16 protein-coding genes are annotated in these 14064 nt (G+C 73.4%); 7 read left to right on the forward strand and 9 right to left on the reverse strand.

From position 1 onward, the window contains the following. Positions 1-90: 90 nt before the first annotated feature. Positions 91-624, forward strand: a complete 534-nt coding sequence (locus ACFVZH_RS05865; RefSeq protein WP_384893612.1) for a DUF4231 domain-containing protein — start codon at positions 91-93, stop codon at positions 622-624. Between the two features lie 63 nt (positions 625-687). Here ACFVZH_RS05865 and ACFVZH_RS05870 read toward each other — a convergent pair whose 3' ends face one another. Continuing rightward, complete coding sequence (locus tag ACFVZH_RS05870; protein WP_384893614.1) at positions 688-1137, reverse strand: lamin tail domain-containing protein; 450 nt, start codon at positions 1135-1137, stop codon at positions 688-690. 105 nt (positions 1138-1242) lie between these two features. On the opposite strand from ACFVZH_RS05870, the gene ACFVZH_RS05875 reads away from it, so the two are divergent. After that, a complete protein-coding gene (locus tag ACFVZH_RS05875) occupies positions 1243-2061 on the forward strand; it encodes an MBL fold metallo-hydrolase (protein ID WP_384893616.1) in 819 nt (272 codons plus the stop codon). Positions 2062-2110: 49 nt separating this feature from the next. Here ACFVZH_RS05875 and ACFVZH_RS05880 read toward each other — a convergent pair whose 3' ends face one another. Beyond that, positions 2111-2869, reverse strand: a complete 759-nt coding sequence (locus ACFVZH_RS05880; RefSeq protein ID WP_384893618.1) for a GntR family transcriptional regulator — start codon at positions 2867-2869, stop codon at positions 2111-2113. A gap of 188 nt (positions 2870-3057) precedes the next feature. On the opposite strand from ACFVZH_RS05880, the gene ACFVZH_RS05885 reads away from it, so the two are divergent. Both ACFVZH_RS05885 and ACFVZH_RS05890 read left to right on the forward strand, forming a co-directional pair. Then, positions 3058-3282 (forward strand): hypothetical protein, encoded by a 225-nt coding sequence (locus tag ACFVZH_RS05885; RefSeq protein WP_017239080.1) that lies wholly within the window; start codon positions 3058-3060, stop codon positions 3280-3282. A gap of 44 nt (positions 3283-3326) precedes the next feature. Further along, complete coding sequence (locus tag ACFVZH_RS05890; RefSeq protein WP_384893620.1) at positions 3327-3587, forward strand: DUF2277 domain-containing protein; 261 nt, start codon at positions 3327-3329, stop codon at positions 3585-3587. On the opposite strand, the gene ACFVZH_RS05895 is transcribed toward ACFVZH_RS05890, so the two are convergent. The 3 genes from ACFVZH_RS05895 to ACFVZH_RS05905 form a co-directional block, all read right to left on the reverse strand. Next, positions 3547-4170, reverse strand: a complete 624-nt coding sequence (locus ACFVZH_RS05895; protein WP_384893663.1) for a DedA family protein — start codon at positions 4168-4170, stop codon at positions 3547-3549. The two genes, ACFVZH_RS05890 and ACFVZH_RS05895, sit on opposite strands and share 41 nt — an antisense overlap. Positions 4171-4620: 450 nt before the next feature. Beyond that, a complete protein-coding gene (locus ACFVZH_RS05900) occupies positions 4621-5109 on the reverse strand; it encodes a DoxX family protein (RefSeq protein ID WP_384893622.1) in 489 nt (162 codons plus the stop codon). Positions 5110-5450: 341 nt separating this feature from the next. After that, a complete protein-coding gene (locus ACFVZH_RS05905; protein WP_384893624.1) occupies positions 5451-6101 on the reverse strand; it encodes an HNH endonuclease family protein in 651 nt (216 codons plus the stop codon). A 200-nt stretch (positions 6102-6301) separates the two neighbouring features. On the opposite strand from ACFVZH_RS05905, the gene ACFVZH_RS05910 reads away from it, so the two are divergent. Further along, complete coding sequence (locus ACFVZH_RS05910) at positions 6302-7075, forward strand: ABC transporter permease (protein ID WP_384893625.1); 774 nt, start codon at positions 6302-6304, stop codon at positions 7073-7075. Between the two features lie 243 nt (positions 7076-7318). Here the strand turns inward: ACFVZH_RS05910 and ACFVZH_RS05915 are convergent, their stop codons facing one another. Continuing rightward, entirely contained in the window at positions 7319-7987 is a 669-nt protein-coding gene (locus tag ACFVZH_RS05915; RefSeq protein WP_384893627.1) for an HAD-IA family hydrolase, read from the reverse strand. Between the two features lie 144 nt (positions 7988-8131). Continuing rightward, positions 8132-9433 carry a peptidoglycan-binding protein gene (locus ACFVZH_RS05920; RefSeq protein WP_384893629.1) on the reverse strand — a complete coding sequence of 434 codons (1302 nt, stop codon included), beginning with the start codon at positions 9431-9433 and terminating at the stop codon, positions 8132-8134. A 153-nt stretch (positions 9434-9586) separates the two neighbouring features. Between ACFVZH_RS05920 and ACFVZH_RS05925 the strand changes: the two genes are divergently transcribed. Further along, complete coding sequence (locus ACFVZH_RS05925) at positions 9587-11647, forward strand: DHA2 family efflux MFS transporter permease subunit (protein WP_384893665.1); 2061 nt, start codon at positions 9587-9589, stop codon at positions 11645-11647. A gap of 15 nt (positions 11648-11662) precedes the next feature. Here the strand turns inward: ACFVZH_RS05925 and ACFVZH_RS05930 are convergent, their stop codons facing one another. Beyond that, a complete protein-coding gene (locus ACFVZH_RS05930; RefSeq protein WP_384893631.1) occupies positions 11663-12148 on the reverse strand; it encodes a GNAT family N-acetyltransferase in 486 nt (161 codons plus the stop codon). 60 nt (positions 12149-12208) lie between these two features. Continuing rightward, entirely contained in the window at positions 12209-12532 is a 324-nt protein-coding gene (locus ACFVZH_RS05935) for an antibiotic biosynthesis monooxygenase family protein (RefSeq protein WP_384893633.1), read from the reverse strand. A 179-nt stretch (positions 12533-12711) separates the two neighbouring features. On the opposite strand from ACFVZH_RS05935, the gene ACFVZH_RS05940 reads away from it, so the two are divergent. Then, the gene (locus tag ACFVZH_RS05940) at positions 12712-13968 is read left to right on the forward strand and encodes a serpin family protein (protein WP_384893635.1); all 1257 of its coding nucleotides are present in this window, start codon (positions 12712-12714) and stop codon (positions 13966-13968) included. Positions 13969-14064: the final 96 nt, after the last annotated feature.

Raw genomic sequence — 14064 nt, forward strand, 5'->3', positions numbered from 1 at the left:
GGGGGTGGGTCGGTGGAGGGTGTCGGTGGGGTGTGTGCGGGGGAGGGGGGAGAGTTGACGGGAGTCCGGCGGGGCGGGTCTACTCCGGGCATGGCTGAGGTGGGGGACGCGCCGGAAACGGGCGTGCAGAGCGCGGAGATGACGGCGCAGCGGTACATCGAGAGCCGGCTCGCGCAGTACCAGGGGTGGTACGACGCCAAGGCGACCCGGATGAAGGCGATGCATCTGAGGATGCGGACCGCGTCCGTCGTCGGCGCGGCGCTGGTACCGGTGTTCGTGAACCTGGACATGGCGTTCGCGCGGGTCACGGCGACGGTGCTGAGCGTGGTGGTCGTCGCGGCGGTGTCGCTGGAGAGCGTGTACCGGTACCGGGAGCAGTGGAAGAACTACCGGTCGACCGAGCAACTCCTCGGCCATGAGCGGGTGTACTTCGAGGCCAGGGTGGGCCCGTACCAGAGCCTGGGGAAGCGGGAGGCGTTCTCCACCCTGGTCGCCCGGGTCGAGAAGGCCATCGCCAGCGAGAACTCGGCGACGCTCAACGTGATGACGCTCGGCAGGCAGGTCAACGCCGATGTGCAGCAGGCCGCGGTGCCCGCCGCCCGCCAGGAGGCCGAGGGTTCCTGAGCAGGCCGCGGGCCCCGGAGTCGGCGCGTTCCGGGGCCCGTTGCCGTCAGGCGGCGGCCGGCGTCAGCACCACTTGTAGTCGTAGCGCGTCGAGTTGTACGAGCAGACGCCGACGCGCGTGCCGTTCGACTTGCGCAGCGTCGCCGTGTCGCGGTCGTTGTTCCACACGTACGCCCCGCGGTTCTGGTAGACGTGCGCGGCGGTGTTCGTGCCGCGGCCCGTGTGGACCGTCACGATCTTGCCCTTGCCGAGGACGAAGTTCCCGAAGGTGTACTTGTGGTTGGCCGCGTCCGTCACGGTCCAGCCGCGGAGGTTGACCCCGGCGCCCGTGGTGTTGCGTATCTGCACGTACTCGGCGTTGAGGCTGGCGGTGGAGCGGTTGTCCGTGCCTGGGCTGTCGTAGTAGATCTTGTACAGGTGGACCGAACCGGCGGCCTGTGCCTGGGAAGGCAGCAGCAGCACGCCGGCGGCGGCGGCCGCGGTCACGGCCGCGAACGTACGAGTGCGAAGCATGAATGTCCCTCAGTTCCTGCCGGGCGCCCGCCGATGGGGCCCGGAGGGCACACAGAATACGCACGTTCTTCACCGTGCCCCCACATGCCTCGGTAGACTGGTCGTATGGCCGACGACACGCTGCGGATCACCGTCCTCGGCTCCGCGACGCCCTTCCCCCGCCCGGGCAACGCCTGCTCCGGCCATCTCGTCGAGGGCGGCGGGGTCCGGGTGTGGGTGGACGCGGGGAGCGGCACGCTCGGGGAGCTCCAGAGGCACTGCGCCCTCGGTGACGTCGACGCCGTGTGGATCTCCCATCTGCACGCCGACCACAGCGCCGATCTGCTGACCGCGTTCTACGGACTGCTGTACGCGGGACTCGACGTCGAGCTGCCCGTGCCCCTCTTCGGGCCGCCCGGGACCGCCGACCGGCTCGCCGGCTTCCTCACCAACGGACCCGAACGCAGCCCCGTCGAACGGGCCTTCGCCGTCACGGAGCTGCACGACGGGCACACCGTCCGGATCGGCGGTCTCACCCTCCGGTCCCGGGCCGTCGACCACGGCGGCCCCGCCGCCTTCGCGCTGCGCGTCGAGGACGCGGAGGGGCGCTCGCTCGTCTACTCCGGCGACTGCGAACCGTGCCCGTCCCTCGTCGAACTCGCCCGCGACTGCGATCTGTTCGTCTGCGAGGCCGACGGCGAGGGGCCCGGGCACCACTCGGCCGCGCAGGCCGGCAGGAGCGCGGCGGAGGCCCGCGCCGGACGGCTGGTCGTGACCCACGTCGGGCCGGGGACGGGGCCGGCCGAGGCCGTCGCGCTCGCCGCCGCGGAGTTCCCCGGGGACGTCGTCCACGCCGATCCCGGGGCACGGTTCGAGGTCGTCCGCGCCGACCGGGGGGCGGGAGCAGGAGCAGGATCAAGGGCTGGGACTGGGGCTGGGGTGTAGGCGGGTGTTCGCGCCCCGGTCGTGGGGTGCGGTGCGGTGCGATGCGGTGTCACGCGTCGAAGTCGTACTCCAGGACGTAGGACGAGGAGTCCAGCGTCATCTCGTTGAGTTCCACGGCCATCCCGGGCCCGGTGAAGGCCGTGCGGCCGATCAGGACCACCGGCGTGCCGAGCTCCAGGGAGAGCCGGTCCGACTCGTCCGCCGTCGGCATGCGGCAGCGGATCTCCTCACGGAAGCGCACCGGGCGGTGGCCCAGCTCGGTGAGCCGGGCGTAGGTGCCGCCGGGCCCCGTGTCCGGCTGCGCGATCGGCGTCCCGCGGACGAGTTCGGCGGAGAGGTACGAGACCGAGAGCAGCACCGGCTTCGTGTCGAGGACGAAGCGGCGGCTGCGGACGCACACGGGGGCTCCCGGCACCAGGTTGAGCGCGCCCGCGACCCGGGCGCCGGCCTCCGTCTCGCCCACCTCGATCTGGTCGACGACCAGGTCCCGGTCCTCGACGTCCGTCGACCAGACGGAACGCCCGTTGCCCCACTGGTCGCCGGAGAGGCGGGGGATGCCCCGGCGGCGCAGGGGGCGGAAGGCGCGGACGAAGACCCCGGCGCCCTTGCGGGCCTCGGCCAGACCCTCGTTGCGCAGGACGGACAGGGCCTGGCGGGCCGTCATCCGGGCGACCTCGTACGTGGTCATGAGGTCGTTCTCGCCGGGGAGCCGGTCGCCCGGCGCGAAGGCGCCTGACTGGATCGCCGTTCTCAACTCATCGGCGATGCGCTGGTACTTGGGCCGACGATCGCTGTCCTGGTCAGTCACGGGTGGACCACTCCCTTCACTTGCGGGACACCCTACGGCGCACCCCCGGCCCAGGGTGCACACGCGTACGCCGTCCCGCCCGGTCGATCCATCCATCGGGGGACATCTCTAGAGATACGTTGACAGGGCGGGGCCGCCGGGCTTCTCTGGTTCTCCCCGGAATTCAGGGTTCGGGACGGAGGGGATGCGTGCAGCCACTGCCCGAGGTCGGTGACCTCGTCCGCGACACCGCCACGGGGCGGGTCGGTTTCTATGTGGAGAGCGTCTCCGGGCGCTTTCTGATCCGTGCCGTCCACGGCGGCGCCGAGTGGGAGGCCGAGCCCCTCGACGTACAGCCCGCCACACCCCTGCGCGAGCTACGGGCCCGCGCCGCCGAGATCAACGCACGGAGCAGGCGCGGCTTCGGCGGCTGACCGCGGCAGGGGCGTTTGTCAGTGGGGCGCGCCACACTGGAGGCATGTGCCGCAGCATCAAGACGCTCCGCCCGCCCGCGCTGCCCGAGGAGGCGACCGAGGACGACATCCGGGCCGCCGCTCTGCAGTTCGTCCGCAAGGTCTCCGGCTTCCGCGCGCCCGCCGCCCACAACCGCGAGGTGTTCGAGCGGGCCGTGGACGAGATCGCGGACGCCACCGCGAGACTCCTGGACGGCCTGGAGGTGCGCGGGGCGCACCCGGGCGTCAGGAGGCAGGAGCGGGAGCCGCAGCCGGACGCCGTATGACGTACGCGGCGAGACCGCCCGCGAGGAAGAGCGCGAGGGCCGACACCCCCGCGCTGAACCAGGTCGCGCCCAGCCACTGACCGCCCAGCCAGCCGAGCCCCACGCTGTACGAGGCCCAGGTCACTCCGGCGAGCGCCGACCACGGCAGGAACTCCTCGATCCGCCGCTTCGCCGCGCCCGCTCCCAGCGACACCACGGAGCGGCCCGCCGGGGCGAAGCGCGCGATCACCACGAGCAGCCCGCCGCCCCGGGCCAGCGCGGTGCCGAGACGTTCCTGCGCGACGGACAGGCGCCGTGAGCGCGCGAGCGCCCGGTGCAGCCTGGTGCCGCCCCGCAGCGCCAGACGGTACGCGAGGAAGTCGCCGAGCACCGAGGCCGTGGCCGCGCAGAGCAGCAGGGGGAGCAGCGACGGGACGTCCGGAGTGGCCGCGGTGGCGGTGGCCGCCGCCGTGGCGGCGGTGATGACCAGGAAACCGCTCGGCAGTACGGGCAGGAAGACGTCGAGCAGGATCGACGCCGCCACCACCGGGTAGATCCACGGGCCGGCGGTCAACGACCGTAGCGAGCCGAGGCTGTCGAGCAGATTCACAGGCCAAGAGCCTACGCGGACCCCGAGCCCCGTCCCCGGGCGGGTACCGGGAGCCGAACGGTGGCCGGGCGGAGGCCGGGCGGAGGTCGAGTACCGGCCGAGCGGTGGCCGAGCGGTGACCTAAGCGGTGGTGGGGTGGCGGCCGCGCGGGCCGGTCGGGAAGGGCCGTCGTGCGGGAGGGCGGGTCGGTTGGGAAGGCCGCCGTGAGAGTGGGGCGAGCCGGTCGGGGAAAGTCGTTGCGCGGGAGCGCCGGCCGGTCGGGAAGGGGCGTCGTGCGGAAAGGCCGGAAACCGTGCTGCGGTTTCCGGTCCGTACCGGTAGCGACTGCGGCAGGGCCCGCCCGGCGGCCCGTTTGGGGCTGCCGTGCGGGCCCTGCCGGGGGTGAGCGGTGGCCCTGCCGGGGGGTGAGCGGTGGGCCCGGCGGGCGGTGAGCGGTGGGCCCGCTCAGGCCGCGATCGGGGTGCCCTGCTGCTCCTGCTCGTCGTGGGTCTTCACGCGGGTGGAGACGCGGGCGCCGAAGAGCTGGTCCAGGGCGAGGGCGCCGGGGCCGGTGAAGACGAGGAGGACGAAGGCCCAGCAGAAGAGGGCCGCGGTCTCGCCGCCGTTCTGGAGCGGGAAGAGGGCCTCGGGCTGGTGGACCTTGAAGTAGGCGTAGGCCATGGAGCCGGAGGCGAGGAAGGCGGCGCTGCGGGTGCCGAGACCTGCGAGGACGAGGACGCCGGCGCCGAGCTGGATGACGGCCGCGTACCAGCCGGGCCAGGTGCCGGCCGGGACCGTGCCGCCGCCCATGGTGCCGCCGAGGACGCCGAAGAGCGAGGCGGCGCCGTGGCAGGCGAAGAGGAGGCCGACGACGATGCGGAAGAGGCCGAGCGCGTACGGCTGGGCCTGGTTCAGAAGGCCCGCGAGCGGGGCAGGGGTGTTGACGGGGGACATGGGGGAACTCCTTCGGCCTGACCCCGTCCGTGGGGCGAACGGGGCGTGGGGGACGGATACCGATGAGGCCGTAAGGTTAGGCACCCCTCACTAGTGCTTGCAAGTTCAACATTCAGCCACCGGGGAGTGTGTGGGAAGGCTCACTCCCCGGCGGCCGTCATGCCGGTCGCCGCGCCGGTCGCCGCTCCGGGCGTCGATCCGCCCGCCGCTCCGGCCACCCCTCCGGCCGCCCCTCGGGCCGTCGAGGCGCGGATCCTTGACGGGGCCTCAGGCAGCCTCGTCGGCAGTCCTGTCGGCAGCCTCCGCGGGCAGCCGCGTCTGCGGCCGCGTCGGCAGCTCTGTCAGCAGCCGTTGAGGACGGACTGGAGCGCGCTCTTCTCGGCGGAGTCGATGCTGAGGTTGTAGTAGTACTTCACCTGCACCCAGGCGCGGGTGTACGTGCAGCGGTACGTGGTCCGCGAGGGCAGCCACTTCGCCGGGTCGAGGTCGCCCTTGGCCTGGTTGACGTTGTCCGTGACGGCTATGAGCTGCGGCCGGGTCAGGTCGTTCGCGAACGCCTGGCGCTGCGCGGTCGTCCACGCGTTGGCGCCCGAGCGCCATGCTTCGGCGAGCGGGACCATGTGGTCGATGTCGAGGTCGGAGGCGAGGGTCCAGGTGGCGCCGTCGTACTCGGAGTACCAGCTGCCGCTGGTGGCGGCACAGCTGGAGTCGGTGACGACGTTGACGCCGTCGCGCTTGAGCACGGTCTCGCGCGTGTTGCAGGTGCCGGACTGGGTGATCCAGTGCGGGAAGAGGTCGCGGCTGTAGCCCGAGGTCGTGCCCTCCGTCTTCACGGTGAGCGCGGCCAGGTAGGTGCGGGCCGTCGCGGCGCTCACCGGAGTCGGCATGGCGGCCTGGGCGGCCGGGGCGGTCGTGAGCAGGCCGGTGAGGGTGAGGGCTGCCGAGGTGGCGAGGACGGCGAGTCGACGCGCGTAGATCTTGCCGACGGGCATGGGAACTCCCTTGAGGTGTGGGGACCTTGGCGATGTGCCGTCCCCGCTGGGTGCCGGGCGGCGGCCCGGTCATCGTGGCGGCGCGAGGTTTCCTTCGGGGGTGCGCCAGGTAACAGAGTGGCGACATGGGCACGTCACATCAAGGGGTGTGACGTGCCTGATGGAGCGCCAGATTCCGTCCGGCGTCCTAGGGTTGGCGTGTGCTTCTGGACGTGAACGTCACCTTCGGGACGGTTCTCGCCGTTCTGCTCGCGCTCGCCGCGGCCGTCGTCGCCGTCACCCGTCTCGGCCGGGCGCGGGACACCCTTCTCGCCGGTGCCCGGGCCGCCGTCCAGCTCGTGGCCGTCTCGCTGGTGATCGGGTGGGTGGTGCGCTCCGTACCGCTGCTGCTCTGCTTCCTGCTGCTGATGTACGCGGTGGCGGTACGGACGGCAGGGCGCCGGATCGTGCCCGCGCCGGGGCGCGGCTGGTGGTGGGCGGGCGTGCCGATCGCCGCCGCCGTGGCCCCCGTGGTCCTCGCGCTCGTCGCCACCGGGCTCGTACCGGTCAAGGGCGTCACGCTCGTCCCCGTGACCGGCATCCTCGTCGGCGGCGCGCTCACCGCCACCGTCCTCGCGGGGCGGCGCGCGCTCGACGAACTGGAGACGCGGCGGGGCGAGGTGGAGGCGGGTCTGGCGATCGGGCTCGTCGAGCGGGAGGCGCGCCTGGAGGTGGCGCGGCCGGCCGCGGCGGACGCGCTGCTCCCCGGCATGGACCAGACCCGCACGGTGGGCCTCGTCACCCTGCCGGGGGCCTTCGTGGGCATGCTGCTCGGGGGCGCGTCACCGCTCCACGCGGGCGCCGTCCAGCTCTTCGTCCTCATCGCGCTGCTCGCGGTGCAGGCGGTGGCCGCCGCGACCACCCTGGAACTGGTGGCGCGCGGCCGGATCGTCCGGCCGCGCGCGGGTGAGGGAAGTCCGTCCGGCCGGGGGTGAGGGGCGTCCGGCCGGCCGAAGGTGTGGAGCCTCCCGGCCGGAGGCGAGAAGCGTCCGGCCGGGCCGCGGGTGAGGTTCGACCCGCCGTCCGGGAGCGGCGTCCCGCCGTCCGGGAATGGCGTCCCGCCGTCCGGGAATGGCGTCCGACTGGCCGGGAGCGGCGTCCGACTGGCCGGGAGTGGCGTCCCGTCATCCGGGAGGGCTTGTTCCCGCCGCCCGGGGGGGGAGGGGCGCGGCGGGGTCCTACGGCAGGACGGTGAGCGTGATCGAACCGTCGGCCGCGGCCTCGACCCGCAGGTGGGTCAGGTCGGGCACCCAGAGGTCCGGTGCGAAGGCGGCCGCGCGCGGGCCCACGCCCACGATCGGCATGCCGGCCGCGCGGCCGGCCTGGATGCCGGCCTCGGAGTCCTCGAAGACCACGCAGTCCGCCGGGTCGAAGCCCAGCTCCGCCGCGCCCTTGAGGAAGCCCTCGGGGTCCGGCTTGCTGGCGCCGACGGACTCGGCGGTGACGCGGGTCGTCGGCATGGGCAGCGCCGCCGCGCCCATCCGCGCCTGGGCGAGGGCCTCGTCGGCCGAGGTCACCAGGGCGTGCGGAAGGTCGGCGATCGTGGCGAGGAAGGCGGGTGCGCCGGGGACGGGGACGACGCCGTCGACGTCGGCGGTCTCCTCGGCGAGCATGAGCCGGTTGTCGGCGTGGTTCTCCGCCATCGGGCGGTCCGGGAGGAGGACGGCCATCGTCGCGTACCCCTGGCGGCCGTGGACCACCTTGAGCACCGCGTCCGCGTCGAGGTCCTGGCGGTCGGCCCAGCGTCGCCAGCACCGTTCGACGACGGCGTCCGAGTTGACGAGGGTCCCGTCCATGTCCAGGAGGAGGGCGCGGGTGGTGAGCGTTGCCGGGGTGGTGGCAGGCATCTGGTCTCCAGAAGGGGTGGCGCGGAGAACGAAGCGGTCCCGCCCACCGGTCAGGGAGTGCGGGCGGGGCCACTTTGTTTTTTCACGATACAAAACCGAGGGCCGTCTTGGCCAACCCGTCCGCCTGCCGGACGGGTGCGCGGCTCAGATCTCGGGGGTGGCCTGCTCCAGACTGCTGCGCGTGTACGGCCCGTACACGCCCTCGGGGTCCTGTCGCGGGTAGATCCACTGCTGGTACGTGGCGACCGCGTCCTCGACCTCCTCGTCGAACTTGCCGTTGATGTGGCCGCGGTAGATCCACAGGGACTTCAGCCGCAGCTGGAGCTCCCGCACCTCGGGCCCGCTGGAGCCGAAGCTCAGCGTGACCTCGGCCCCCATCGTCGTCTCGGGCGGCTGCGCGGACGGAGTGGCCGTCGCCGGTGCCGTCGTCGGGGTCGCCGGGGTGGTGGCGGCCGGAGGCGCGACCGCGCCCGTCGCCGACGCGCTGGGGCTCGCGGTGGTGCCGCTCGCGGAGGCCGTGGGCGAGGGGGACGCGGACGTCCGGCGCGGGGTCGGGGAGGAGGGCGACGGCTCCGGGCTCCCGGAGGAGGGGGAGGGTGCCTCCGACACGACGGCGTTCAGGGACGCGCTCGTGGTCACCTCCGGCACGGCCGCCCGGTCGTCGGTGTCGTCCCCGCCGCCGAGGACGGCCGCCGCCAGGGCCGCGGTCCCCGCCACGGCGACGGCGGCCACGGCCGCGACCACCGCGCCCCGCCGCCGGCCCCGCGGCCGCTCCCCGCCGTGTGCGGGCGGCGCGTGGCCGACGCCCCGGAGGAGCAGCGGCATCGTCTCGGAGGGGTCGCCTGCGGCACCGGGGTACGCCCCTGCCGGGTGCGTCTCGGGGTGCGCCCCCGTGCCGCCGCCGACCGGGTACGCCTCCGGGCCCCCGCCGTCCCCGTACGCGCCGGCCTCGTTCCCGTACGCACCGGCCTCGTACGCCCCGCTCCCGGCCTCGTACGAGCCGCTCCCGGCCCCGTACGGCCCGGCCCCGTACACCCCGGGCCCGGCGTCCCCCCGCGCACCGACCCCGCCGGCCCCGTACGCGCTGTCGGTCGCCCCCGTGGCCGGCAGCGGCGTCGTGGGGTCGGTTTCCGGCCGGATCGCCGTCAGCTGGGTGGTCGGTGGATCCTGCGTCGTGTAGGCGGGCAGGTGTGCCGTCGCGTCCGCGGCGGGGCCGGCGTCCGCGTCGGGTCCCGCCCTGTGCGCCGCGCCCGTGTCGCCGGCGATGGGGCCCGCCCGGTACGGCCCGTCGGCCCTCGCGGCCCCTTCCGGGCCGTCGGGCGCGTCGAGCGTCACGTACGGCCTGATCCGCAGCGGATCGAAGTCCTCGGCCGCCGCTATCTCCGCCTGGAGGCAGGCGCAGCCAGGTCTGTGTACACCGCATTCAGGACAGACGTGTCCGGTCATGATGGGTCCCCTCCCCGAGACAACTGCGAGCGATTATGCAGCCACCCCCCTTCCGGTGGGTGAACAGGCGTGCCCTTCCGCAGGCCATAACGGGACATTCGGACCAGGATGGAGGAGCTGCGGACGGAGATGCAGCCGGAGACGGAGACGCCCATGGCCCAGGACATCCGCCCGCCCCAGGTCGGCGGCCCGCCCGCCCCGGGGGAGGGGCAGAGCCACCGCTCCGTCCTCGTCGCGATCGGCGCGCTGCTGCTCGGCATGCTGCTCGCCGCCCTCGACCAGACGATCGTCTCCACCGCCCTGCCGACGATCGTCAGCGAACTCGGCGGCATGGAGCACCTCTCCTGGGTGGTCACCGCCTACATGCTCGCGTCCACCGCCGCGACCCCCCTCTGGGGCAAGCTGGGCGACCAGTACGGGCGCAAGAAGCTCTTCCAGGCCGCGATCGTCCTCTTCCTCATCGGCTCCGCACTCTGCGGCATCGCCCAGAACATGCCGCAGCTCATCGGCTTCCGCGCGGTGCAGGGCCTCGGCGGCGGCGGCCTCATGGTCCTGTCGATGGCGATCGTCGGCGACCTCGTCTCGCCCCGGGAACGCGGCAAGTACCAGGGCCTCTTCGGCGCGGTCTTCGGCACCACCAGCGTCCTCGGCCCGCTGCTCGGCGGCCTGTTCACCGAGCACCTCTCCTGGCGCTGGGTGTTCTACATCAACCTGCCGATCGGGATCGTCGCCCTCTTCGTGATCGCCGCCGTGCTGCACATCCCGGTGCGCTCCACCCGCCACACCATCGACTACCTCGGCACCTTCCTCATCGCCTCGGTCGCCACCTGCCTGGTCCTGGTGGCCTCGCTCGGCGGCACCACCTGGGCCTGGGGCTCGCCGCAGATCATCGGACTCGCCGTCCTCGGGGCCGTACTCCTCGTGTGGTTCGTGTACGTCGAACGGCGGGCCGTCGAACCGGTGCTGCCGCTCAAGCTGTTCAGGATCCGGACCTTCAGCCTGGTCTCGGTCATCAGCTTCGTCGTCGGCTTCGCGATGTTCGGCGCGATGACCTACCTGCCGACCTTCCTCCAGGTCGTGCAGGGCGTCAGCCCGACCATGTCCGGCGTCCACATGCTGCCCATGGTCCTCGGCATGCTGATCACCTCGACCGCGTCCGGCCAGATCGTCTCGCGCACCGGCCGCTGGAAGGTCTTCCCGATCGCCGGGACCGGCCTCACCGGAATCGGCCTGCTCCTCCTGCACAAGCTGACGGAGACCAGCGCGACCTGGGAGATGAGCATCTGCTTCTTCGTCTTCGGCGCCGGGCTGGGCCTCGTCATGCAGGTCCTCGTCCTCGTCGTGCAGAACGCCGTCTCCTACGAGGACCTCGGCGTCGCCACCTCCGGAGCCACCTTCTTCCGCTCCATCGGAGCCTCGTTCGGCGTCGCCGTCTTCGGCACCGTCTTCACCAACCGGCTCACCGGCAAACTGAACGACGTCTTCGCCGCCGCAGGACAGGACCTCCCGCCCGGCACCGGCCCCGAGCAGGTCGCCGCCGACCCCCGGGCCATCGCCACGCTCCCGCCGGAACTCCGCCCCTCCGTGCTGCACGCGTACGCCACGTCCATCACCGACGTCTTCCTGTACGCGGCGCCGGTCGTCCTGGTGGCCTTCGTCGTCGCCTGGTTCCTCAAGGAGGACAAGCTGCGGGCCTCGGTCACCGCGCCCGACACGAGCCAGACCCTCGCCTCCAACCCCGTCGAACGCTCCTCGTACGACGAGTGCGCCCGCGCCCTGTCCGTCCTCGGCAGCCGGGAGGGCCGCAAGGCGATCTACGTGAAGATCACCGACCGCGCGGGACTCGACCTGCTGCCCGCCGCGAGCTGGCTGCTGCTGCGCGTCCGCCGCCACGGCACCGTCGAACCCGCCCGGCTCGCCGAGACCACGCCCGTACCGCTGCGGGTGATCACCGAGGCGTCCAGCCAGGTGGAGGAGCGGCGCCTGGTCAGCCGCGAAGGGGTCCAGCTGACCCTCACCGAGGAGGGGGTCGTCGCGGCGACGTCACTGGCCAGGGCACGTGAGGAGTCCCTCGCCGAGCTCCTCGGCGACTGGTGGGGACCCGACCGGCCCACCGACCTCGTGAAACTGGTGGAGGAGCTCACGGCCGAGCTCTGCGGCTCGGACGGGGAACCGCCCCGCGCCCCCGAACCGCCCCGCGACCACCGCGCCTGATCCCGCTCCGGGGCCTCAGAGTTCCTTGCCGTACCAGATGTCCATGTACGGACCGGTGCAGTACGCGGGGATCTCCTCGTACCCGTGCCGCGTGTACAGGGCACGCGCCTCGACCAGGTCCAGGCGCGTGTTGAGGACCATCCGGCGCGCGCCGAGCGCGCGGGCCGCGTCCTCCAGGCCCGTCATCAGGAGGCCGGCGCCGCCGGTGCCGCGGAAGGCGGGACGGACGAACACCCGGGTCAGCTCGGCGCGTTCACCGTCGAGCAGCAGCACCCCGCCGCAGGAGGCCGGCTTCCCGCCGAACCGTCCCACCAGGAACTGTCCCGTCGGCGGCGTCAGCCTCTCGACCCCGTCGGCCGTCAGGCCCTCGTCGATCTCGGTCTCGGTCGCGGGCCGCTTCCAGTAGCTGCCGGCCACATCGCCGTAGTAGTCCCGCCGCAGGGCGGCCGCCTCCGGCGTCCCGACGGGCTCGGGGGAGAAAATCCAGGTCATGCGGGCCATTCTGCGGCCCGCACGACCCCGCGCGCCGCCCTATTGTTTCGGCGGCGCCTGCTGGACGACCTACTTCGGCGACGCCTGCTGGACGACCTCGAACGACCACAGGGTCGAGCCGGAAGCGGCCGGCTTCGGCCGCTCGCCGCCCTCGCCGCCGCCCTGGTGCGCCGCCTTCATCGACCCGTTCATCCAGTTCTGGAAGTCCTCCTCGCTGCGCCACCGGGTGTACACCAGGTACTGGTCGGTGCCCTCCAGCGGACGCAGCAGCTCGAACCACTCGAACCCGTCGGAGTTCTCCACAGCTCCGGCCCGGGAGGCGAACCGCTGCTCCAGGACCTCCCGCTGCTCGGCGGGGACGGTCAGGACGTTGATCTTCACCACGCTGGGCATAAGACCCTCTCAGTACGTACGGGCCGGGCATGGTGCCGGGCCTTCGCCATATGCCCGCAGTCTGCTACATCCCGCCGTCGGGACGGCGTGAGGATCGCCCGCCGTGGTTGCCTGTGGGGTGTCCTGTCGATCGGGCCGGACACCCCCTGGACCGTCACGACGCTCACGGAGGGCACGACATGACCCACGGACCCGCCGACTTCCCGGCGCACGCGATACGGGACCTGGCCGCGCGCTGGCTGCCCCGGCTGGGCGACGACGACTTCGTCTGCTCGCCTGCCGGGCTGTGGCTCGCGCTGGGGGCCGTCGCCTCCGGGGCCAGGGGACGGACCGGCGAGGAGCTGGCGGAGTTGCTCGGGGTCGCGGTGGAGGAGGCCGCCGTGGCGGTGACCGCCGCGGCGCGGTCGGTCGGCGCCACGGACGGGCTCGCGGTGGCGACCGGGATGTGGAGCAAGGTGCCGGTGCGCGAGGCGTTCCGGCGGGGCCTGCCCGGCGTGCGGTGGGGCGTGCTCCCCGGGGCGGCCTGGTTCGCCCTGCCCGACGAGGTGCTCGGGGCGACGGACGACGTGTCGCTGGGGGAGATCGCACAGGACGCGCAGCCCGAGCTGGACGCCTGGGTGCGGAAGGCGACCGGCGGGCGGATCGAGCGGATGCCGCTGGAACTGGACGGCTCGGAGGAACTGGTCCTGCTCAACGCCCTGGCGCTCAAGGCGTCCTGGCTGACGGCGTTCCCGGGGCACCTCACCCGCGACGAGCCGTTCACCGACGGATACGGGGACACCTGGCCGGTGCCCACCATGCGGCGGCGGATCCCGGCCGCGTGGGTCTGGTACGTGGACGGGGTCACCGTCGTCGAGCTGCCCTGCCGCGGGAGCGGGAGCGGGAGCGTGTCAGGGGCCGGGCCCGGCCCCGGACATGGCGTCGGGCACGGGGACGGCGGCGCTCTGGTGCGGTTCGTGCTCGGACCCGAGGGAGCCGGGCCCGCCGACGTGCTGCCCGCCGCCTGGGCGGGGACCGGGGAGCGGCGGGCGCTGGAGGCCGACGCGGCCGACCTCGCCCTGCCGCGCTTCACCCTCCGTACGAAGACCGCCGCGCACGAGCATCTCCCCGCGCTCGGCGTCGGCCTGGCGCTGCGCCCCGGCGCCGACTTCTCGGGCCTGTCCCCGGCGGACCTCATGCTCGCCAAGGTCGTTCAGGAGGCGGTGGTCGAGGTCGCCGAGGACGGGGTGGAGGCGGCTGCCGTCACCCAGGTGACGATGGCCCGCGGTGCGGCCGCGCCCCGCCGGCAGGTGGTGGAGCGCGTCGCGTTCGACCGGCCCTTCGGTGTGGCCGTCCTCGACTCCTCGGGCGAGGTGCCGCTGTTCGCGGGGTGGCGGCAGAGCGCGCCCGGGAGCCGGCCCGCGGAGCCGGCCGAATCCGCCGGGGAGACCCCCTAGTTGTGCGACTGCCGCAGCTTGATTACAGCAGGGTCTGGGTCTTCTGCTTGAGGCGCTCGTAGGGCGTCTGTCCGCCGAGGGCGCCGTGGGGACGGT

This window comes from Streptomyces sp. NPDC059534, assembly GCF_042743475.1.
In the GTDB taxonomy this organism is placed as follows: Bacteria; Actinomycetota; Actinomycetes; order Streptomycetales; family Streptomycetaceae; genus Streptomyces.

Excerpts from the sequence above, each read along its gene's own strand:
- ACFVZH_RS05870 (WP_384893614.1), bottom strand. The coding sequence starts at position 1,137 with ATGCTTCGCACTCGTACGTTCGCGGCCGTGACCGCGGCCGCCGCCGCC.
- ACFVZH_RS05900 (WP_384893622.1), bottom strand. The coding sequence starts at position 5,109 with ATGTCCCCCGTCAACACCCCTGCCCCGCTCGCGGGCCTTCTGAACCAG.
- ACFVZH_RS05915 (WP_384893627.1), bottom strand. The coding sequence starts at position 7,987 with ATGCCTGCCACCACCCCGGCAACGCTCACCACCCGCGCCCTCCTCCTG.
- ACFVZH_RS05925 (WP_384893665.1), top strand. The coding sequence starts at position 9,587 with ATGGCCCAGGACATCCGCCCGCCCCAGGTCGGCGGCCCGCCCGCCCCG.
- ACFVZH_RS05890 (WP_384893620.1), top strand. The coding sequence starts at position 3,327 with ATGTGCCGCAGCATCAAGACGCTCCGCCCGCCCGCGCTGCCCGAGGAG.
- ACFVZH_RS05940 (WP_384893635.1), top strand. The coding sequence starts at position 12,712 with ATGACCCACGGACCCGCCGACTTCCCGGCGCACGCGATACGGGACCTG.
- ACFVZH_RS05920 (WP_384893629.1), bottom strand. The coding sequence starts at position 9,433 with ATGACCGGACACGTCTGTCCTGAATGCGGTGTACACAGACCTGGCTGC.
- ACFVZH_RS05930 (WP_384893631.1), bottom strand. The coding sequence starts at position 12,148 with ATGGCCCGCATGACCTGGATTTTCTCCCCCGAGCCCGTCGGGACGCCG.
- ACFVZH_RS05905 (WP_384893624.1), bottom strand. The coding sequence starts at position 6,101 with ATGCCCGTCGGCAAGATCTACGCGCGTCGACTCGCCGTCCTCGCCACC.
- ACFVZH_RS05865 (WP_384893612.1), top strand. The coding sequence starts at position 91 with ATGGCTGAGGTGGGGGACGCGCCGGAAACGGGCGTGCAGAGCGCGGAG.
- ACFVZH_RS05935 (WP_384893633.1), bottom strand. The coding sequence starts at position 12,532 with ATGCCCAGCGTGGTGAAGATCAACGTCCTGACCGTCCCCGCCGAGCAG.
- ACFVZH_RS05875 (WP_384893616.1), top strand. The coding sequence starts at position 1,243 with ATGGCCGACGACACGCTGCGGATCACCGTCCTCGGCTCCGCGACGCCC.